At 68.3% G+C, this 21,155-nt stretch carries 16 protein-coding genes; 9 read left to right on the top strand and 7 right to left on the bottom strand.

Going from position 1 to position 21,155, the window contains the following annotated elements; all coding sequences use genetic code 11:
• The first annotated feature begins 36 nt into the window (after nucleotides 1-36).
• From mmsA to G369_RS0113495, 7 genes are all read left to right on the top strand, one after another.
• Nucleotides 37-1,566: a multiple monosaccharide ABC transporter ATP-binding protein gene (gene mmsA, locus G369_RS0113525; RefSeq protein WP_038114688.1), complete on the top strand. Its 1,530-nt coding sequence runs from the start codon at nucleotides 37-39 to the stop codon at nucleotides 1,564-1,566.
• Nucleotides 1,553-2,770: a multiple monosaccharide ABC transporter permease gene (gene mmsB / locus G369_RS0113520; RefSeq protein ID WP_019654539.1), complete on the top strand. Its 1,218-nt coding sequence runs from the start codon at nucleotides 1,553-1,555 to the stop codon at nucleotides 2,768-2,770. The genes mmsA and mmsB overlap by 14 nt, the downstream gene beginning before the upstream one ends.
• Nucleotides 2,771-2,780: 10 nt before the next feature.
• Complete coding sequence (locus G369_RS0113515; RefSeq protein WP_019654538.1) at nucleotides 2,781-4,301, top strand: sugar ABC transporter ATP-binding protein; 1,521 nt, start codon at nucleotides 2,781-2,783, stop codon at nucleotides 4,299-4,301.
• 166 nt (nucleotides 4,302-4,467) lie between these two features.
• Nucleotides 4,468-5,517 carry an ABC transporter permease gene (locus G369_RS0113510; RefSeq protein WP_019654537.1) on the top strand — a complete coding sequence of 350 codons (1,050 nt, stop codon included), beginning with the start codon at nucleotides 4,468-4,470 and terminating at the stop codon, nucleotides 5,515-5,517.
• Nucleotides 5,514-6,548 carry a galactofuranose ABC transporter, permease protein YjfF gene (gene yjfF / locus G369_RS0113505; protein ID WP_019654536.1) on the top strand — a complete coding sequence of 345 codons (1,035 nt, stop codon included), beginning with the start codon at nucleotides 5,514-5,516 and terminating at the stop codon, nucleotides 6,546-6,548. The genes G369_RS0113510 and yjfF overlap by 4 nt, the downstream gene beginning before the upstream one ends.
• 39 nt (nucleotides 6,549-6,587) lie before the next feature.
• Nucleotides 6,588-8,336, top strand: coding sequence for an IlvD/Edd family dehydratase (locus G369_RS0113500; RefSeq protein ID WP_019654535.1), 1,749 nt, complete (start codon nucleotides 6,588-6,590; stop codon nucleotides 8,334-8,336).
• 16 nt (nucleotides 8,337-8,352) lie between these two features.
• Nucleotides 8,353-9,270 carry a dihydrodipicolinate synthase family protein gene (locus G369_RS0113495; RefSeq protein ID WP_019654534.1) on the top strand — a complete coding sequence of 306 codons (918 nt, stop codon included), beginning with the start codon at nucleotides 8,353-8,355 and terminating at the stop codon, nucleotides 9,268-9,270.
• A 76-nt stretch (nucleotides 9,271-9,346) separates the two neighbouring features.
• Here the strand turns inward: G369_RS0113495 and G369_RS0113490 are convergent, their stop codons facing one another.
• The 5 genes from G369_RS0113490 to G369_RS0113470 form a co-directional block, all read right to left on the bottom strand.
• The gene (locus G369_RS0113490; RefSeq protein ID WP_019654533.1) at nucleotides 9,347-9,643 is read right to left on the bottom strand and encodes a hypothetical protein; all 297 of its coding nucleotides are present in this window, start codon (nucleotides 9,641-9,643) and stop codon (nucleotides 9,347-9,349) included.
• A 137-nt stretch (nucleotides 9,644-9,780) separates the two neighbouring features.
• On the bottom strand, nucleotides 9,781-10,242 hold the full coding sequence (locus G369_RS0113485; RefSeq protein ID WP_019654532.1) for a hypothetical protein: 462 nt from the start codon (nucleotides 10,240-10,242) through the stop codon (nucleotides 9,781-9,783).
• 98 nt (nucleotides 10,243-10,340) lie between these two features.
• Complete coding sequence (locus G369_RS0113480) at nucleotides 10,341-10,751, bottom strand: hypothetical protein (protein WP_019654531.1); 411 nt, start codon at nucleotides 10,749-10,751, stop codon at nucleotides 10,341-10,343.
• 257 nt (nucleotides 10,752-11,008) lie between these two features.
• Nucleotides 11,009-13,576 (bottom strand): cyanophycin synthetase, encoded by a 2,568-nt coding sequence (gene cphA / locus G369_RS0113475; protein ID WP_019654530.1) that lies wholly within the window; start codon nucleotides 13,574-13,576, stop codon nucleotides 11,009-11,011.
• A gap of 44 nt (nucleotides 13,577-13,620) precedes the next feature.
• On the bottom strand, nucleotides 13,621-15,858 hold the full coding sequence (locus G369_RS0113470; protein ID WP_240649907.1) for a cyanophycin synthetase: 2,238 nt from the start codon (nucleotides 15,856-15,858) through the stop codon (nucleotides 13,621-13,623).
• 139 nt (nucleotides 15,859-15,997) lie between these two features.
• Here G369_RS0113470 and G369_RS0113465 point away from each other — a divergent pair, with 139 nt between their 5' ends.
• Entirely contained in the window at nucleotides 15,998-18,301 is a 2,304-nt protein-coding gene (locus tag G369_RS0113465) for a cyanophycin metabolism-associated ABC transporter (protein ID WP_019654528.1), read from the top strand.
• Nucleotides 18,298-18,771, top strand: a complete 474-nt coding sequence (locus G369_RS0113460; protein WP_019654527.1) for a cyanophycin metabolism-associated DUF1854 family protein — start codon at nucleotides 18,298-18,300, stop codon at nucleotides 18,769-18,771. Before G369_RS0113465 ends, G369_RS0113460 begins: the two co-directional genes overlap by 4 nt.
• A gap of 132 nt (nucleotides 18,772-18,903) precedes the next feature.
• On the opposite strand, the gene G369_RS0113455 is transcribed toward G369_RS0113460, so the two are convergent.
• Together G369_RS0113455 and G369_RS0113450 are read right to left on the bottom strand one after the other, a co-directional pair.
• Nucleotides 18,904-19,623, bottom strand: a complete 720-nt coding sequence (locus G369_RS0113455; protein ID WP_019654526.1) for a hypothetical protein — start codon at nucleotides 19,621-19,623, stop codon at nucleotides 18,904-18,906.
• A complete protein-coding gene (locus G369_RS0113450; RefSeq protein WP_026346360.1) occupies nucleotides 19,620-21,155 on the bottom strand; it encodes an alkaline phosphatase in 1,536 nt (511 codons plus the stop codon). Before G369_RS0113450 ends, G369_RS0113455 begins: the two co-directional genes overlap by 4 nt.

The following is a 21,155-nucleotide window of genomic DNA, read 5'->3' as shown; positions in this document are numbered from 1 at the left end:
GTGCACGGTCGCACTGCCGATGCCGCCATCCTGGAGATGCGCGGCATCACGAAGACGTTCCCCGGCGTGAAGGCGCTGAGCAACGTCAACCTCAGCGTGCGCGCGGGGGAGATCCACGCGGTGGTCGGGGAGAACGGCGCGGGCAAGTCGACGCTCATGAAGGTATTGAGCGGCGTCTACCCGTGCGACTCCTACACCGGCGAGATCTTCTTCGAGGGCGAGGAGCGCCGCTTCAGGGGCATCGCCGACAGCGAGAAGCTCGGCATCATCATCATCCACCAGGAGCTGGCGCTGGTGCCGCTGCTGTCCATCGCCGAGAACATCTTCCTCGGCAACGAGCTTGCCAACGGCGCCGGCGTGATCGACTGGTTCGCCGCCTATGCGAAGACGCGCGAGCTGCTCGCCAAGGTAGGCCTGAAGGAGCCGCCCACCACGCTGGTGACCGACCTGGGCGTGGGCAAGCAGCAGCTCGTCGAGATCGCGAAGGCGCTGGCCAAGGAGGTGAAGCTGCTGATCCTCGACGAGCCCACCGCCAGCCTCAACGAGAACGACAGCGACGCGCTGCTGATGCTGCTGCTGGAACTCAAGCGCCAGGGCATCGCGTCGATCCTCATCTCGCACAAGCTCAACGAGATCGCCAAGGTGGCCGACGCCATCACCGTGCTGCGCGACGGCGCGACCGTGGAGACCATGGACTGCCGCGGCCAGCCGATCAGCGAGGACCGCATCATCCGCGGCATGGTGGGACGCGACATGGCGCACCGCTATCCGCAGCGCGACCCGAAGATCGGCAGCACCGTGTTCGAGGTGCGCGACTGGCGCGTGCACCACGCGCTGCACGCCGACCGCGAGCAGATCAAGGGCGTGAGCCTGGACGTGCGCCAGGGCGAGATCGTCGGCATCGCGGGCCTCATGGGCGCGGGCCGAACCGAGCTGGCGATGAGCATCTTCGGCCGCTCCTACGGCCAGCGCATCAGCGGCTCGGTGTTCATGCACGGCAAGCCGGTGGACGTGAGCACGGTGCGCAAGGCCATCGACCATGGCATCGCCTACGTCACCGAAGACCGCAAGGGCCTCGGGCTGGTGCTGGAGGAAGACATCCGCAAGAACATCAGCCTCGCGAACCTCGATGCGATCGCCGACAGATCGGTGATCGACCACGGGCGCGAGTTCAAGGTGGCCAACGAGTACCGCAAGGCGCTCAACATCCGCTGCTCGGGCATCGAGCAGCTGGTGGTCAACCTCTCAGGCGGCAACCAGCAGAAGGTGGTGCTGAGCAAGTGGCTCTTCACGAAGCCCGAACTGCTGATCCTCGACGAGCCCACGCGCGGCATCGACGTGGGCGCCAAGTACGAGATCTACACCATCATCGACAGGCTTGCCAGCGAGGGCAAGGGCATTCTCATGATTTCTTCCGAACTGCCGGAGCTGCTCGGCATGTGCGACCGCATCTACGTGATGAACGAGGGGCGCTTCGTCGCCGAGTTTCCGGCTGCAGAAGCCTCGCAGGAGCGCATCATGCATGCCATCGTGAGTTCAGGGAGTTCCGTCCATGTCGCATCCTGAAGTCAACGTGGCGAAGCCGGCAGTGCCGGCGCAGGAAGGGGCTGCGGCGCGGCTGCACGCGGGTTTCCTGAAGAACAACCTGCGCGAGTACGGCATGCTGATCTCGCTGGTCGCGATCATGGTGCTGTTCCAGGTGCTGACCGACGGCACGCTGCTGCGGCCGCTCAACCTCACCAACCTGCTGCTGCAGAACAGCTACGTGGTCATCATGGCGCTGGGCATGCTGCTGGTGATCGTGGCGGGGCACATCGACCTGTCGGTGGGCTCGGTGTGCGGCTTCATCGGCGCGCTGGCTGCGGTGCTGATGGTGGAGTACGACTGGCATTTCGTGCCGACAGCGCTGGTGAGCATCCTCGCGGGCGCGGTCATCGGCGCGGCGCAGGGCTGGTTCGTGGCCTTCCGCAAGATCCCGTCGTTCATCGTCACGCTCGCGGGCATGCTGGTGTTCAAGGGGCTGACGCTGGCGCTGCTTGCGGGGCAGTCGGTGGGGCCGTTCCCGGTGGAATTCCAGCGGCTGAGCTCGGGCTTCATTCCCGACCCGCTGGGCGGCGACACCTTCCGCACCACCTCGCTGATCGTGGGCGCGCTGGCCGCCGTGGCGCTGGTGTTCTTCAAGATGCGCGGGCGCGCCAAACTGGCGGCGCACGGCATGGAGCAGGAGCCCTACGCCTTCTTCCTGGTGAAGAACCTGTTCTTCGCGGCCATCATCCTGTTCTTCAGCTACCTGCTGTCGACCTACAAGGGCCTGCCCAACGTGCTGATCGTGATGGCGGTGCTGATCGTGGTGTACGACTTCGTCACCAGCCGCACCACCGTCGGCCGGCGCATCTACGCGCTGGGCGGCAACGAGAAGGCGGCGCGCCTGTCTGGCGTGAAGACGCAGCGGCTCGCGTTCCTCACCTTCGTGAACATGGGCGCACTCGCGGCGCTGGCTGGCCTCGTGTTCGCGGCGCGGCTCAACACAGCCACGCCCAAGGCCGGCCTGGGCTTCGAGCTCGACGTGATCGCGGCCTGCTTCATCGGCGGCGCCTCCGCCTCGGGCGGGGTGGGCAAGGTGATGGGGGCGGTGATCGGCGCCTTCATCATGGGCGTGATGAACAACGGCATGTCGATCCTGGGCATCGGCATCGACTACCAGCAGGTCATCAAGGGACTGGTGCTGCTGGCCGCGGTGTTCATCGACGTCTACAACAAGAACAAGTGAAGCACGGCACATGGCAGACGCAAGCGCCAGCCCCGTTCTCCAGCTCAGGGGCATCCACAAGCAGTTCGGCGGCATCCCGGTGCTGCGCGACGTCCGGCTCGATCTTTATCCGGGCGAGATCCACGCGCTCATGGGGCAGAACGGCGCGGGCAAGTCGACGCTGATCAAGGTGCTCACGGGCGTGCTGCCGTCCAGCGGCGGCGAGATGCTGCTCGAAGGCAAGCCGATCCGCGCGCATTCGCCGCTGGAGGCGCAGAAGCTGGGCATCAGTACCGTCTACCAGGAAGTGAACCTGTGCCCGAACCTTTCGGTGGCGGAGAACGTGTTCGCTGGGCGCTATCCGCGCAAGGGCGCGGCGCAGGGCTTCCGCATCGACTGGGCCGCGGTGAACCGGCGCGCCGAGGAGCTGCTGGCGCGCATCGGGCTCGACATCGACGTGACCCGGCTGCTGTCGAGCTACTCGGTGGCGGTGCAGCAGATGGTGGCCATCGCGCGGGCGCTGGGGGTGTCGTCGAAGGTGCTGATCCTCGACGAGCCTACTTCCAGCCTCGACGACGACGAGGTCGAGAAGCTCTTCGACGTGCTGCGGCGGCTGCGCGCCGAGGGGTTGGCCATCGTCTTCGTGACGCACTTCCTGAACCAGATGTACGCGGTGTCGGACCGCATCACCGTGCTGCGCAACGGCGCATGGATCGGCGAGTGGAAGGCGGCCGATCTCGGGCCGCAGGCGCTGATCGCCGCGATGCTCGGGCGCGAGCTCGCTGCGCAGTCGGCGAGGCCGGCCGCGCTGCCTTCGTTCGACGAGGCCGCCCCCGCGCTGCTCCAGATCGAGGGCCTGGGGCAGGCGGGCCAGCTGCAGGCGACCGACCTGCGCGTGCGCGCGGGCGAGGTCGTCGGCATCGCGGGACTGCTCGGCGCCGGCCGCACCGAGCTCGCACGGCTGCTGTTCGGGCTGGAGATGCCGGACCGCGGCGTGCTCAAGGTCGACGGCCGCAGCCTCAGCTTCTCGAACCCGGCCGATGCGATCCGCGAAGGGCTGGCGCTGTGCCCCGAGGAGCGCAAGACGGACGGCATCGTCGCCGAGCTGTCGGTGCGCGAGAACATCGCGCTGGCGCTGCAGGCACGGCTGGGCACCAGGCGCTTTCTCTCGCATGCGGAGCAGACGGCGATGGCGGAGAAGTTCGTCGCGTCGCTCGGCATCAAGACCGCGAGCGTCGAGACACCGATCGGGCTGCTCTCGGGCGGCAACCAGCAGAAGGCCGTGATCGCGCGCTGGCTCGCGACCGAGCCGCGCCTGCTGATCCTCGACGAGCCCACGCGGGGCATCGACGTGGCGGCCAAGCAGGAGATCATGGAGGAGATCCTTCGGCTGGCGAAGGCCGGCATGGCGGTGATCTTCATTTCCTCGGAGATGAGCGAGGTGGTGCGCGTGGCGCATCGCATCGTGGTGCTGCGCGACAGGAAGAAGGTGGGCGAGCTGCCGGGCGGCTCGACCGAGGATGAGGTGTACGAAATGATTGCGGCGACGTGATGGCGACCCTGTTTTCGTGTTGTCCCCTCTCCCGCTTGCGGGAGAGGGCTAGGGTGAGGGCATCGGCTTTTGAAAAGCAAGGTACTCCGGCTCAGGCCACACCCTCACCCCAACCCTCTCCCGCAAGCGGGAGAGGGGGCAAGACCGCCTCGGTGGAGCAACTCTCATGACCAACGCCGAAGACAATCGCCTGGCGGCTGCGATGCGCCATCGCCTCGCGTGGCCCATCGTCACGCTGCTGCTCCTTCTGGCGGTGAACACCGCCTTCAACGCCAGCTTCCTGCACCTCGAATGGCGCGAAGGCCATCTCTACGGCAGCCTCGTCGACATCCTCAACCGCGCCGCGCCGCTGGTGCTGGTGTCGCTCGGCATGACCCTGGTGATCGCCACCCGCGGCATCGACATCTCGGTGGGCGCCGTGGTGGCCATCGCGGCGGCGCTCGCGGCCTGGATGATCGGCGGCTCGGTCTCCAGCGACACGAGCCGCTTTCCGATGCCGCTCGCGATCCTCGCGGCCATCGGCATCGCGCTGGTGTGCGGGCTGTGGAACGGCCTGCTGGTGGCGAAGGTGGGCATGCAGCCCATCATCGCGACGCTGATCCTGATGGTGGCGGGGCGCGGCATCGCGCAACTGATCGCCGACGGGCAGATCATCACCATCTACTACAAGCCCTTCTTCTTCCTCGGCAGCGGCTACCTGCTGGGGCTGCCGTTCTCGCTGTTCATCGTGGCGGCCGTGTTCGTGCTGCTGTACCTGGCCATCACGCGCACGGCGCTGGGGCTCTTCATCCAGGCGGTGGGCATCAACCCGACGGCGGCGCGCGTGGCGGGCGTGCAGGCGCGGCGGCTGATCGTCGGCGCCTATGCGTTCTGCGGCGCCTGCGCGGGCGTGGCGGGCTTGCTCATCAGCTCCAACGTCAAGAGCGCGGACGGCAACAACGCGGGCCAGCTCATCGAGCTCGACGCGATCCTGGCGGTGACGCTGGGCGGCACCGCGCTCACCGGCGGACGCTTCAGCCTCGTGGGCAGCGTGATCGGCGCGCTCATCATCCAGACGCTGACCTACGCGATCTACTCGCTGGGCGTACCGCCGGAGATCAACCTGGTGGTGAAGGCGGGCGTGGTGTTCGTGGTGATGCTGCTGCAGTCGCCGGAGTTCAGGTCGCAGGTGCGCACGCTGGTGCAGCGGCCGGCGCATGAAGGAGCGAAGGCATGAGCGCGGTGATCGAGACTGCACGCCCGGCCCAGCCCGCTTCCGCAGACGGAAGGCGCGGCAGAGGGAGCAGGGGGCTCAATCCGAAATACCTGCCGCTGGCGGCGACCATCTCGCTGTTCGTGCTGGTGGCGACGCTGGGCTCGGTGTTCTACGACGGCTTCTTCTCGGCGCAGGTGTTCCTCAACCTGCTGATCGACAACGCCTTCCTCATCGTCGTGGCGGTGGGCATGACTTTCGTGATCCTCTCGGGCGGCATCGACCTCTCGGTGGGCTCGGTGATCGCGCTCACCACCATGGTGTCGGCCTCCCTGGTGGAGAAGCACGGCTGGAGCCCGGCCATCGTGATTCCGCTGGTGCTCGTCATGGGCACGGCATTCGGCGCCTTCATGGGGGTGCTCATCGAGCGCTTCAGGCTGCAGCCCTTCATCGTCACGCTGGCGGGCATGTTCCTGGCGCGGGGGCTTTGCTACCTCATCAGCATCGACTCGATCAGCATCACCAACGAGTTCTACTCCGAGGTCTCGCAGATCCGCATTCCGGTGTGGGGCGAGGCCTCGGTGTCGATCAGCGCGGTGATCGCCATCGCGGTGCTGCTGGCGGCGATCTTTCTCGCGCACTGCACCCCGTTCGGGCGTGCGGTGTATGCCATCGGCGGCAGCGAGCAGTCGGCGGTGCTGATGGGGCTGCCGGTGCGCCGCACCCTGATCGGCGTGTACACGCTCTCGGGCTTCTGCTCGGCGCTGGCGGGCGTGATCTTCACCTTCTACATGCTCTCGGGCTACGGCCTGCATGCGGTCGGGCTGGAGCTCGACGCGATCGCGGCGGTGGTGATCGGCGGCACGCTGCTGACCGGCGGCGTGGGCTACGTGGCGGGCACGCTCTTCGGCGTGCTGATGCTGGGCATCATCCAGACGCTCATCTCCTTCGACGGCACGCTGAGCTCGTGGTGGACGCGCATCGTCGTCGGCGCGCTGCTGTTCGTGTTCTGCCTGCTGCAGCGCTTCTTCACATCGCGCGCACCGCGGCGCTGACCTTCCTTTTTTCCCCTCTCTCCCCTCAGGACAACTCGCATGCCGGACACCCCTCCGAAGAAACTGCGCTCGACCGAATGGTTCGGCTCGGCCGACAAGAACGGCTTCATGTACCGAAGCTGGATGAAGAACCAGGGCATCCCGGACCATGAATTCGATGGCCGCCCGATCATCGGCATCTGCAACACCTGGTCGGAGCTCACGCCCTGCAACGCGCACTTCCGCAAGATCGCCGAGCACGTGAAGCGCGGCATCTCGGAGGCCGGCGGCTTCCCGGTGGAATTCCCGGTGTTCTCCAACGGCGAATCGAACCTGCGGCCCACCGCGATGCTCACGCGCAACCTCGCGAGCATGGACGTGGAAGAGGCCATCCGCGGCAACCCGGTCGATGCGGTGGTGCTGCTCACCGGCTGCGACAAGACCACGCCCGCGCTCCTGATGGGCGCCGCGAGCTGCGACATCCCGGCCATCGTGGTCACCGGCGGGCCGATGCTCAACGGCAAGCTCGAGGGCAAGAACATCGGCTCCGGCACGGCCGTGTGGCAGCTGCACGAATCGCTGAAGGCGGGCGAGATCAACCTGCACCAGTTCCTCTCGGCCGAAGGCGGCATGTCGCGCTCGGCGGGCACCTGCAACACCATGGGCACGGCCTCGACCATGGCCTGCATGGCCGAGGCGCTGGGCGCCTCGCTGCCACACAACGCGGCGATTCCCGCAGTGGATGCGCGCCGCTACGTGCTCGCGCAGATGTCGGGCATGCGCGCGGTGGAGATGGCGAAGGAGGGGCTCACGCTGTCGAAGATCCTCACGCGCGAGGCCTTCGAGAATGCGATCCGCGTGAATGCGGCCATCGGCGGATCGACCAACGCGGTGATCCACCTGAAGGCGATCGCCGGGCGCATCGGCGTCGATCTGGAACTGGAGGACTGGACGCGCATCGGCAGCCACACGCCGACCATCGTCGACCTGATGCCCTCGGGCCGCTTCCTGATGGAGGAGTTCTATTACGCGGGCGGCCTGCCCGCGGTGCTGCGCCGCCTGGGCGAGGCCGGCCTGCTGCCGCACCCCGGCGCGCTCACGGTGAACGGCCAGTCGCTCTGGGACAACGTGCGCGAAGCGCCCAGCCTCGACGACGAGGTGATCCGTCCGCTCGACAGGCCGCTGATCGCCGACGGCGGCATCCGCATCCTGCGCGGCAACCTGTCGCCCCGCGGCGCGGTGCTCAAGCCCTCGGCGGCCTCGCCGGAGCTGCTGAAGCACCGCGGCCGTGCGGTGGTGTTCGAGAACCTGGAGCACTACAAGGAGCGCATCGTCGACGAAGACCTCGACGTCGACGCGAGCTGCGTGCTGGTGCTCAAGAACTGCGGCCCCAAGGGCTACCCCGGCATGGCCGAGGTCGGCAACATGGGGCTGCCGCCGAAGCTGCTGCGCCAGGGCATCAAGGACATGGTGCGCATCTCCGACGCGCGCATGAGCGGCACGGCCTACGGCACCGTGGTGCTGCACGTCGCGCCCGAGGCGGCCGACGGCGGGCCGCTGGCGGCGGTGCGCGACGGCGACTGGATCGAGCTCGACTGCGATGCCGGCCGCCTGCACCTCGACATCAGCGACGAGGAGCTCGCTTCGCGCCTGGCTTCGCTCGCCGCGTCCGACAAGCAGCCGATGAGCACGCGCGGCGGCGGCTACCAGAAGCTCTACGTCAACCACGTGCTGCAGGCAGACGAAGGCTGCGACTTCGACTTCCTGGTCGGCTGCCGCGGCGCGGCCGTTCCCCGTCATTCACACTGATCCATCCCCCGACACCATGACCCCCAGATACCGCGGCATCTTCCCGGTGGTGCCCACCACCTTCACCGAACAGGGCGCGCTCGATCTCGAAAGCCAGAAGCGCTGCGTCGACTTCATGATCGACGCGGGCTCCGACGGGCTGTGCATCCTGGCGAACTTCTCGGAGCAGTTCGTGCTGTCGGACGAGGAGCGCGAGGTGCTCACCCGCACCATCCTCGAACACGTGAAGGGCCGCGTGCCGGTGATCGTGACCACCACGCACTACAGCACCAAAGTCTGCGCCGAACGCAGCCGCCGCGCGCAGGACATGGGCGCCGCGATGCTGATGGTGATGCCGCCCTATCACGGCGCGACCTTCCGCGTGCCCGAACCGCAGATCTACGAGTTCTATGCGCGGCTGTCGGACGCGGTGGGCATCCCGATCATGATCCAGGACGCGCCGGCCAGCGGCACGGTGCTGTCGGCTCTGTTCCTTGCGCGCATGGCGAAGGAGATCGAGCAGGTGGCGTACTTCAAGATCGAGACGCCCGGTGCCGCGTCGAAGCTGCGGGAGCTGATCCGCCTGGGCGGCGATGCCATCGAAGGGCCGTGGGACGGCGAGGAAGCCATCACGCTGATGCCCGACCTCGATGCCGGTGCCACGGGATCGATGACGGGGGGCGGCTATCCGGACGGCATCCGACCGATCATCGAGGCGCACCGCGCCGGCGACCGCGACAAGGCCTTCGCGCTCTACCAGCAGTGGCTGCCGCTCATCAACTACGAGAACCGCCAGGCCGGTCTGCTGGCGTGCAAGTCGCTGATGAAGGAGGGCGGTGTGATCGCCTGCGAGGCGCCGCGGCATCCGCTGCCGGCCATGCACCCCGACACGCGCGCTGGCCTGATCGAGACCGCGAAGCGGCTCGATCCGTTGGTGCTGCGCTGGGGGAAGTAGGCGAGGAAGAGTGGGGAGGAGCAGCGCGACGGCACGGCCGCGCTGCATGAAGAGAAAGAGAGAGGGCGAAGGCCGCTCAGGCCTCGGCTTCGCTGGGGTTCGCGCCTTTGGCGCCTTTCGCGTTCTCTTCGAGTTCGCTGACCTGCAGCGACAGGTCGAACAGCTTGGACTTGCTGGCGTAGTAGCGGTCGAGGCGCCACTCCTTCAGGATGTCCATCGCAAGCTGGAAGCTCTTGTAGTCGAGCTCGTAGAGGGTGATGAGTTCGAAGCTTCGTTCGGACTCCAGGGCCAGCACGAGCTGGGCCAGGATCTTGGCCGATTCGTTGGCCGGGTCCGTTTCGATGAATCGGCGAGCGACCTTGATGGCATTCATGAAAAAGAGTTCCTTGGTGGGCAGGGACCGGGAACTATAGCTAGCACATCTCAGGCTTTTGTGACAGAAATATGACAGTAGGGGCATCGCCATCCCCGGGGAAATGGCGATGCCCCTCGCATGGAAAAGCTGTCAGGTCAGCGCATTGGAGCCGGCATCGGTCGGGGCATGGGCATCGGCCGCGGTTCCATCATGGGCGCTGGCGCGGGCATCACGGTGGTGGTGACCGACTCGCGGATCACGCCGCCGCCCATCACGCTGCCATCGACGCTGGCCGTGGTGTTGCCCATGCTGCCGAGCACGCGTGCCTCGCAGGCAGGGCGGTCGGCGGGCTGCTGAAGGGCGCAGCGCGCGAGCGCGTTGGCGCGGTAGTCGGGTGCGCTGGTCAGACCGCCCTGTGCAGCGGCCTGACGTGCGGCGCCGGCTTCGCGGATGCATGCTGCGCGGTCCTGCTGGTTGTGGCCGCAGACGGCGAGTTCCTGCTGGTAGGTGCTGTAAGACTCTCCGCGCTTGGGCGGTGCAGCCGAGGCGGCCGCCGAGACTGTCAGTGCCCCGACGGCGAGCATGGTGAAGAGCATCGAACGCTTGTTGCTTTTCATGGATGACTCCTTGAGGTGAGCTGGTTGACCAGGGAGAAGTTGGACTGTGCGAAGCGGCCCGGGTTCACACGATCGAACCGGCCGCTTGTATCGATGTATCAACGCGCCGGGGCGGGTTGCGGCGGAAGCGGCGTCACGGTCTCGCGGATCACGCCGCCGCCCATCACGCTGCCTTCGGTGGTGGTGCGCGGGCCGCCCTTGATGCGGGCCTCGCAGTCGGGCTGCTCGGCGGCGGGCAGTTCGCTGCAGCGAGCAAGCGAATTGACCTGTTCGCGGGCAGGGCTGGGGCTGGTGAGGCCGCCGCGCGAGGCTTCCTGGCGGGCCGCGCCGGCTTCGCGCAGGCATGCAGCGCGATCTTGCTGTACGCCGTCGCAGGTGGCTCGCTCCTTCTGCATGCGGGTTTCGGTGCCGGGCGCCTGTGCACCGGCCGTCTGCGCGCCGAAGACGATGAAGCCGCCGGCTGCGCAAATGGCCGTGGCGGAGAGAACGGAACGTAGGGTTTTTTTCATGCAGGCTCCTTGGTGGGCACGCCCTGCGAGAGGTGCGTGACAGGAGCCTCAGTGTGCTGCCGGCACGGGTTCCGAGTCTGTGGGACAGCCGCACGCCGCCCACCGAGCCGGACTCGCCCTTGCGTGTCGGACATGTCCGGCAGCGGACGGGCCTTCAAACAGGGCGTCGCGCAATCTGCCTTGCCGGGACGCAGACGCCGCCCCGGGAGGGGGAAGGCGCGCGCGACGCGAAGTGTGCGAAGCCTGGGGCGAGCTTCCTAGCCCGCCGCGATCCGCTGGGCCAGGTGGGCGAGTGCCTCCTCGACCTGGTCGACCAGGATCAGCGAGAGGTCGCCCGGCTGCAGGCGGGCCAGCGCGGCGTCGATGGCCACGAACTCGCCGCGGATCTCGTCGATGTAGCGCGTGCGGGCCGCGCCCTGCAGGCCCTGGCGCAGCAGCGCCATGACCTCGCCGTCGGCGCGGCCGCGCTGAGCCGCGTCCTGGTAGAGGATCACGTCGTCGAAGGCCTGCCCGAGGATGGCCGTCTGGTCGCGGATGTCGGAGTCGCGCCGGTCGCCCGCGCCGCTGATGACCACCGAGCGCTTGTTCGCCGGCATGGTGTCCACGGCCGACACCAGCGCGCGCATCGCGTCGGTGTTGTGGCCATAGTCGGCGATCACGGTCGCGCCGCGGTAGTCCATGACGTTGAAGCGCCCGGGCACGCCGGCCGCGTCGTTCATGAAGCTCGCGAGGCCGCTGCGGATGGTGTCCCAGTCGAGGCCCACGCCCCAGGCCGCGGCCACGGCGGCCATCACGTTGTCGACCTGGAAGCCGATGCTGCCGCCACGGGTGATCGGCACGTCGCGCAGCGGAATGCGTTCGCGCCACGAGCCTTCGGCGGCCACCAGCGTGTCCTGGTCGACGTACACGGTGCGCTTGCCCTGCGCGCGGTGCGTGGCCATCACAGGGTGCATGCGGTCGGCGGTGAAGAAGATCACGTTGCCGGGGCAGCCGGTGGCCATCGCGGCGACGTTGACGTCGGCCGCGTTGAGCACCGCGTAGCCGTCGGGCGCCACGTTGCGCACGATCACGCGCTTGAGCACCGCGAGGTCTTCCACGGTGGTGATGTAGTTCAGGCCGAGATGGTCGCCGCTGCCGATGTTGGTGACGACCGCCACCTGGCAGCGGTCGAAGCCCAGGCCCTCCCGCAGGATGCCGCCGCGGGCGACCTCGAAAACGGCCGCGTCCACGTCGGGGTGCATCAGCACGTTGCGTGCGCTCTTGGGGCCGCTGCAGTCGCCGCTGTCGGTCTGCCGTCCGTCGACGTACACGCCGTCGGTGTTGGTCATGCCGGTGCGCAGGCCGCTCGATGAGAGCAGGTGGTTGATGAGGCGCGCGGTGGTGGTCTTGCCATTGGTGCCGGTGACGGCCACCACGGGGATGCGGCCGTCGTCGCCGTGGGCGAAGAGCGTGTCCATCACCGCCTCGCCGACCGCGCGGCCGCGGCCGAACGACGGCGAGATGTGCATGCGAAGGCCGGGCGCGGCATTCACTTCCACCACGCCGCCGTGCTGTTCCTCGAGCGGGCGCAGCACGTTCTCGCAGACCATGTCGACGCCGCAGATGTGCAGGCCGACCATCTGCGCCGCGTCGATCGCGCGCGCCGCGACTTCGGGGTGCACGGTGTCGGTCACGTCGGTGGCGGTTCCGCCGGTGGAGAGGTTGGCGTTGTTGCGCAGCACCACGCGCTGGCCGAGCGTGGGCACGCTGTCGGGCGTGAGGCCCTGCGATTCGAGCCGGCCGATGGCGATGTCGTCCAGGCGGATCTTGGTGAGCGAGGTGGCATGGCCCTCGCCGCGGCGCGGGTCGAGGTTCACCGTGTCGACCAGCTGGCGAACGGTGGAGCTGCCGTCGCCGATCACCTGCGGCGGATCGCGGCGTGCGGCGGCCACGAGGCGGTCGCCCACCACCAGCAGGCGGAAGTCGAAGCCGGGCAGGAACTTCTCGACCATCACCTCGCCGTAGACGGCGGCCGATTCATAGGCCGCGAACAGCTCCTCGCGCGAGTTGATGTTGACCGTCACGCCCTTGCCCTGGTTGCCGTCCTGCGGCTTCACCACGACCGGCAGGCCGATCTCGTTGGCGGCGGCCCAGCCGTCTTCCGCGCTGCTCACGGGGCGGCCCAGCGGCACCGGCACGCCGGCGGCGTTGAGCAGCTGCTTGGTCAGCTCCTTGTCCTGCGCGATCGATTCGGCCACGCCGCTGGTGCTGTCGACCTCGGCGGCCTGGATGCGGCGCTGCTTCGAACCCCAGCCGAACTGCACCAGGCTGCCGCGCGTGAGGCGGCGGAACGGAATGCCGCGCGCAACCGCCGCGTCGACGATGGAGCCGGTGCTCGGGCCCAGGCGCTCGGATTCGTCGAGGTCGCGCAGCTCTGCGATGGCGGCTTCGGCGTCGAAGGGCGTGTCGTTCTGGGCGGCGGCGATCAGTTCCTCGGCCAGCTCGGCGGCGCGGCGGCCCACGGCCTCCTCGGTGTACTGGAAAACGACCTGGTAGACGCCTTCTTCCACGGTGGGAGAGGTGTGGCCGAAGTTGACCGCGCAGCCTGCCTGGGCCTGCAGCGCGACGGCGGCGTTCTCCAGCACGTGGGCGAGCGCCAGCGGCTGGCCTAGCACCATCGGGTGCAGCTCGCCGATGGTCGGGAAGCGCGCGCGCAGGCGGTCTTCGAAACCGCTCAGCTTGCTGATGGCGTTCTCGTCGCCGTGGCAGGCCACGACCGCCTCGATGGCGGTATGGCGGCTCCAGAGATTGGGCCCGCGAAGGGCTCGGGTGCGGGTGACTTTCATGGGCTGCGGGAGCTGCTGCTGTCTATCTGGCGAGGCGAAGAGCCTCAGGCGAATTGGGGTTGGAGGGGCTGGGTCTGCGAAAGCTGCAGCGAGGCCAGCGCAGCCTGCAGGTCGGCCTCGAAGGCTTCGACGCCGGCACCGATCAGGTTGAGCGGAATGCCCATGGCCCATGCCGCGGCCACGGCGGCCAGCAGGCTCTCGAGGCTCACGCCGGCATGCGTGGCGCGCCACACGGTCAGGCGGCCGAGGCCCGGCAGGAACGATTCGCTGCTGCCGTTGGCCAGCACCACGCGGTCCTGCCGCACGAGCACGGCCTTGCCGCCGGCGCTCTGGTGCGCGGAGAGCGCGGGGGCCTGCGCGTCGGCCGAATACAGAATGACTGCGCCGTCGCACAGCGGAGCCAGGCCGGCCACGCGCGGGTCGGCGGCATTGAGCACGGCCGTGCCTTCGGGCAGCACCACGTCGACCTGCGTGCGCAGCACCTTGACCATCTGGTCGCTCTCGGTGATGTCGTAGTCGGCCAGCGCTTCGCAGCCTTCGAGGTCGGTGACGATGCCGACTTCGCAGCGGTCGTATGCGAGGCCGTCGCGCAGGATGGTCTCGGCGCCGTTCTCGATCACGACGGCCTGCACCGCGCGGTTCACCAGCAGGCGGTGGCCGGCTTCCCAGTTGGCGCTGTCACGCGCGTCGACGCGGCGGCGTTCGAGGAACAGGCCGTCGCGGCAGGCCAGCCCGGTGTGGCGGCCGCCCAGGTTGATGAGCCAGGCCACCAGGCGCGCCAGCACGGCGGTGTCGCGCGAGCCGGCCACGCCGACCACGGGAATGCGCCCGGGTGCGTCGTTGGGGAACAGGTGGTCGCAGATCGCGCGGCCCACCGGACGCGGCGAGCCGACGGCCGGCTTCAGGTGCATCAGCAGGCCGGGGCCGGCGTTGACTTCGACGATCGCGCCGCCCTGCGGGCCGAGGGGCCGCGAGATATCCTGCGCCACGAGGTCGATGCCGGCGATGTCCAGGCCGACCACGCGGGCTGCCAGCACGGCGGCGTGCGCCACCTCGGGATGGACCTGGTCGGTGCAGTCGTTGGCCATGTTGCCGTTGCGCTGGATCGTGACCACGCGGCCGGCCGCGGGCACGGCTTCGGCGTTCAGGTCCTGGCGCTTGAGTTCGAGCTGCAGCTTGGCGTCGGTGTCGATCAGGATCACGTCGAGCGGGAACTCTTCCTCGGCGCCGCGGCGCGGGTCGCTGTTGAGCTGCTTGTCGATGAGTTCGCGCACGCTGGACTTGCCGTCGCCGGTGACGGTGATGATCTCGCCGCGCGCGGCAGCCACCACCTCGCCGCCCACCACCAGCAGGCGGTGCTCGTGGCCGCGGATGAAGCGCTCGACCATCACGTCGCTGCCCTCGGGCTCGGCGACCGCGAAGGCGGCCATGACTTCCTCGCGGGTCGTCAGCTCGAGCGAGACGCCGCGGCCGTGGTTGGCGTCGGAAGGCTTCACGACCACGGGCAGGCCGATGTCCTCGGCGGCTTCCCAGGCCTCTTCGGCATCGGCGACCACCTGGCCTTCGGGCACGGGCACGCCGCAGCTCGCGAGCAGGGACTTGGTCAGCTCCTTGTCGCTGGCGATGGATTCGCCGATGGCGCTGGTGTAGTCGGTCTCGGCGGTCCAGATGCGCTGCTGGTTGGCGCCGTAGCCCAGCTGCACGAGGTTGCCGCTGTTCAGCCGCATGTGGGGAATGCCGCGGTCGGTGGCGGCGGCCACGATGGCGGCGGTGCTCGGGCCGAGGTAGCAGTCTTCGACCTTGCCCTTGACCGCATCGACCGCCTTCTGCACGTCGGCGGCGGTGAACGGGTCGTTGTTGATGGCCGCCATCAGCAGGCGGTGGCCCTCGGCCAGCGCCACGCGGGCGACCTGCTCGTCACGCGCGCGGAACACCATGCGGTAGACGCCGTGCTCCGAGGTGCTGCGGGTCTGGCCGAAGCCGGTCGGCATGCCCGCCAGGTTCAGCAGTTCGATGACGACGTGCTCCAGCACGTGCCCCGACCAGGTGCCTTCGGTCAGCCGCTGGATGAAGCCGCCGCGCTCGCCGACGCCGCAGTGGTGCTCGATGAGCGCCGGCAGCAGGGTCGTCAGGCGGTCGGTGAAGCCGTCGATCTTGTTGGAGGGGTAGTCTTCGAGCTGGCCCAGGTCGAGCCAGACTTCGAGCACGGGACGGTAGGTCCAGAGATTGGGGCCGCGCAAATAATTGATGCGCAGCAGTTGGATGTCGTCGAAACGGGTCATGCAAACGTTCGATGTGCTTTGGCCGAGCACCGCGGCGCCTTCAAGCGCGCCCATGGCGATCGGTCAGAATCGGCGCCCGACCTGGGGCGCCATGACGCGGTCCAAGAGGCCCGCGACGGGCAAGAGTCAAAGAAACACAATGCAACATCACGATCCAGTCGGCACCCGGGAGGGCGAAACAGAAGCGGCATCAGCGCAAGCACTGAAAAACCGCCTCGCAGTCGCGGAAAACGTTCTGGTAACACTGACGGTTGACCTCGACGACCAACTTAGCTTCGCCTCCGCCATAGTCGCCCTGACTGACCGGAGGCTGATCGCATTCGATCCCCGCGCCGCTTCCTCGGAGCAGTGGCGTGAGTGGCCGCTAACCGACGAAGCCCTGGAATTGCGCGTTTCCGATCATGCCGGCGTCGGCACGCTCGATCTGGTGGACGCTTCGGGCCGCCTGGCACGCTGGCGCTACACCCTGGCCGGGCAGGTCGCGGCGCTGCGGCTGATGAAGCTGTTCGGACAGCGAACGGCTGGTAGTGTCGCCAAGGAGACACCGGAGTCCGCCGAGTCCGCCGACGGCGACGATTCCACCGACACCGAACTCCAGACCCCGCCCTCCACCTGGGTGCTGCTGCGCCTGGGCCGTTTCGCCAAGCCATACCGCAAGCAGCTGATCGTCGGGTTCTTCCTGACGCTGCTCTCCACGGCCGCCACCCTGGTTCCGCCGTACCTGACCATCCCGCTGATGGACGACATCCTGATCCCGTTCCAGAACGGCCAGAAGATCGACACCATGCGCGTGGGCTTCTACCTGGGCGGCCTGCTGCTGGCGGCGCTGGTCGGCTGGGGGCTGGGCTGGGCCCGAACCTATCTGCTGGCGCTGGTGTCCGAGCGCATCGGCGCCGACCTGCGCACCACCACCTACGAGCACCTGCTGACCCTGCCGCTGGACTACTTCGGCGGCAAGCGCACCGGCGACCTGATGGCGCGCATCGGCTCCGAGACCGACCGCATCAACGTCTTCCTGTCGCTGCACGCGCTCGATTTCGCCAACGACGTGCTGATGATCGTGATGACCGCGGTCATCCTGATCTCCATCAATCCGCTGCTGGCGGTGGTCACGCTGGTGCCGCTGCCCTTCATCGCCTGGATGATCCACGTCGTGCGCGACCGCCTGCGCACCGGCTTCGAGAAGATCGACCGCGTCTGGTCCGAGGTGACCAACGTGCTGGCCGACACCATCCCCGGCATCCGCGTGGTGAAGGCCTTCGCCCAGGAGCGCCGCGAGGCCGAGCGCTTCCGCATCGCCAACACCTACAACCTGCAGGTCAACGACAAGCTCAACCGCACCTGGTCGCTGTTCACGCCGACCGTGTCGCTGCTCACCGAGATCGGCCTGCTGGTGGTCTGGGCCTTCGGCATCTGGCAGGTGGCGCGCGGCAGCATCACGGTGGGTGTGCTCACCGCCTTCATCGCGTACATCGGGCGCTTCTACACCCGGCTCGACTCCATGAGCCGCATCGTCTCGGTCACCCAGAAGGCGGCGGCGGGCGCCAAGCGCATCTTCGACATCCTCGACCACGTGAGCAACGTGCCCGAACCGGCCAATCCGGTGAAAGTGGAGCGCGTGCAGGGCCGCATCGAGATGAGCGGGCTGGGCTTCCGCTACGGGTCGCGCGCGGTCATCCACGACCTCGACCTGACCATCGAGCCCGGCGAGATGATCGGCCTCGTGGGCCACAGCGGCTCGGGCAAGAGCACGCTGGTCAACCTGATCTGCCGCTTCTACGATGTGACCGACGGCGCCATCAAGGTCGACGGCACCGACATCCGCCGCTTCGCCGTGGCCGACTACCGCCGCCACGTCGGCCTGGTGCTGCAGGAGCCGTTCCTCTTCTTCGGCACCATCGCCCAGAACATCGCCTACGGCAAGCCCGACGCCACTCGCGAGGAGATCGTCGCCGCCGCGCGGGCCGCGCATGCGCACGACTTCATCCTGCGCCTGCCGCACGGCTACGACTCGCTGGTCGGCGAGCGCGGGCAGGGCCTGTCGGGCGGCGAGCGCCAGCGCATCAGCATCGCGCGCGCGCTGCTGATCGACCCGCGCATCCTGATCCTCGACGAGGCGACCTCCGCGGTGGACACCGAAACCGAGAAGGAAATCCAGAAGGCGCTCGACAACCTCGTGCAGGGCCGCACCACCATCGCCATCGCGCACCGCCTGTCGACGCTGCGCAAGGCGGACCGCCTCGTGGTCATGGACCGTGGCGAAGTGGTCGAAGTCGGCCCGCACGACGCCTTGATGGCGAAGCAGGGCGCCTACTGGCGGCTCTACCAGGCGCAGCTGCGCCAGGGCGACGACGACGCGAGCGAAGGCGCCGCCGACGAACGCGCCAGCGCGCAGGCGCCGGTCGCCATCACCCACGCGGCCCATCCGGCAGGTGACGCATGACAAGCAGCAACCCATTCCAACTGGAACGCGACCCCTTCGGCCGCCTCGTGCTGATCGATGCCCAGGGCGAGCGCCACGTGGGCATCGTGCCCGTGCGGGCCTTTCCGCTGAGCGCGCCCGGCCAGGGCATCTCGCTGGTCGGCAGCGAGGGGCGGGAGCTGGTCTGGATCGACAGCGTCGAGCAGCTGCCGGCGCAGGCCCGTGCATTGCTCGAGGAAGACCTCGCGGTGCGCGACTTCGCGCCTACGCTGCTGAAGCTGCACGGCGTGTCGAGCTTCGGCGTGCCCAGCACCTGGACCATCAGCACCGACCGCGGCGAGACCAGCTTCGTGCTCAAGGCCGAGGAGGACATCCGCCGGCTCGAAGGCGGTGCATTGCTGATCGCGAGTGCGCACGGCGTGCAGTTCCGCATTCCCGACGTGAAGACGCTGGACCGAGCCTCGCGCAAACTGCTCGAGCGCTTCCTTTAGCCGCCAACAGAAAAGGGCCCGAAGGCCCTTTCGTGAAACACCGCGGTACCGGCTCCGCCGGGCCGCAGGTGTTGCCCCCGGAAGGGGGCGGCGTAGCGACACGAAGTGCGCGACGCCTCGGGGTGGACCGGGTCAGTCGAGCAGGTCGGAATATTCGCCGCGCTCGTAGGAGTCGGCGGCCTTCCAGGGCAGCGTCTTCGGCGCGGGAATGGACGATGCGGTCATCACGTTGAGCGAGGTGCCGTGCTCGTTGCGCTGTTCGATCTTGCGCGCGTAGCGGCCGACCGTGTCCCACTCGATGCGCAGCGTGCTCTCGCCCTGCTGCAGCTCGTAGCGCTGCACGCCCTTGCCCGCGGCACCCAGCGGCTTCATGCGCGGCAGGCTGGCCGGGTCGACGAGCCAGTAGGCGTTCGCCCACGAGCCGCCGTAGCCCACGTTGCCGTAGTTCGCCTTGTCGACCTCGATCAGCTTGCGCTGCTGGCGCAGCACCATGTTGACCTGCACCTTGCCGGCCTGGTCGCGGCTCAGCCACAGCGGCGCGGCCGTGTTGTCGGCGTGCGAGTGGCCGATGTGCACCTTGCCTTCGGTGGCCTCGTGGTCGTGGTCGGCGCGCAGCGCGGGCGGCAGCTCGCGCTCGATCCACACCGTGCCGGCGCGGCGGAACATCAGGTCGGCGTAGCGGCTCTCGCGCTGCACGCCGTCCTTGCCGATCGTCATCACATGGTGCTGGATGCGCAGGTTCTGATCGGGCGCCTCGGCATCGCCTGCGGCGGTGGCTGCCGGCGGAAGGGCCGCGAAGGCCCCGAAGGCCGTCGCTGCCAGCAGCGTTTTCAGTGCCACGGATTTGCTCACAGCCCGGCCGCTTCCTTGACCTTGTTGAACACCTTGATGTTCTCCATCGTGCCCTTGAAGATCTTCGAGCCCGCGCCGCCCGCGAACAGCATCACGTCGCCGCCGCCGTGAGTTTCGGCGCCGGGCGAACCGAGGTTGATGCCGACTTCCTGCAGGAAGTTGTCGTCGGTGGTGTCCATCGCGGTCTGGTCGTCGCGCGAGGCTGCGCGCGCCGGGGCGATCCACGGCTTGTTGCCGTCTTCCGCGTTCACCTGGCTGGAACCCGTCGCGTTGGGGCGGCCGCCGTTGCCGAACACCAGCGTGGTGTAGGGGTTGCCGTCCGCCGCCTTCGCGAGCTTCCCGTCGGCATAGCCGTTGACCTTGCCCAGGATCGGATTGCCGATCTTCGGATAGCCGTTGAAGGCGATCGCGTGATCGTGGTCGGCGGTGACCACCACCAGCGTGTTCTTCAGGCCGGGGTCCTTCTTGTTCATGAAGTCGAGCGCAGTCTGGATGGCGGTGTCGAAGGCCAGCGTGTCTTCCAGCGCGCGCTTGGCGTTGGTGCCGTGCAGCGCGTGGTCGATGCGGCCGCCTTCCACCATCAGGAAGAAGCCCTTGTCGTTCTTGCTGAGCACGCCGAGGGCCTTCTCGGTCATCTCCGAGAGGCTGGGCTGGTCGAGGCTCTGCTTCACGCGGTCGAGCTCGTAGGCCATCTCGCTCTGGGAGAACAGGCCCAGCAGCTTGCCGGTGGCGGCCGTGTCGATGGCCTTGAGCTTGGTGCCGGTGTCGACGTAGGTGTAGCCCTTGGCCTTCATCGCGGCCACCAGGTCGACGCCGTCGGTGCGCTTGCTGCCGGGGTTGGTCGCCACCGGCAGGTAGTTGCGCTGGCCGCCGCCCAGGAGCACGTCCACGCCGTCGAGCAGCTTGGGGTTGTAGTTGGCGTGGCCCGGCACGCTCTGCTCGGCGATGGTGTTGTAGCCGTTGCGGTTGCAGATGTGCGAGTAGGTGGTGGCCGGCGTGGCGTGGCCCACGCGCGTGGTCGACACGGCACCCACCGAACGGCCCTTGGCCTTGGCGAGTTCGAGCAGCGTGTCGACGGCCTTGCCGTTGGTGGGCGGGCAGGTGGTGTCCTCGCCGTTGATGTACTGCTTGCCGGTGCCGTCGACTGCGGTGGTGTCGCTGGACATCGAGATGACTTCGTTGCGCATCTTCACGCCGGTCATGTACGCGGCCATGGAGGGCGCGCTGTCGGTGGTCTGGCCGTCGAGCGAGAAGGTCTTCACGCGCGCGGCGTAGGGCAGCGACTGCATGACGAGGTTGGCGCGCTCGGGGCTCACCAGCGATCCGGGCTGGGCGGCAAGCTGCTTCTCGCCCTTGTAGATGCGCGCGGCCGTCACGGTGACGGGGCCCATGCCGTCGCCGAGGAAGAAGATGACGTTCCTGGCTTCGCCGGCGGCGTGGGCGCTGCCGGCCAGGGTGCCGGCAGCAGCGCAGACGAGGGCGGCGGCCAGGCGGGTGTTGCGGGTGATGCGGTTCATGGTCGTCGTGTTCAT

Origin of the sequence: Variovorax atrisoli 110B (assembly GCF_000382045.1) — a bacterium.
Lineage (GTDB): Bacteria > Pseudomonadota > Gammaproteobacteria > Burkholderiales > Burkholderiaceae_C > Variovorax > Variovorax atrisoli.
Note: the sequence above shows the minus strand (reverse complement) of the source record. Positions and strands in the feature narration are given on the sequence as shown.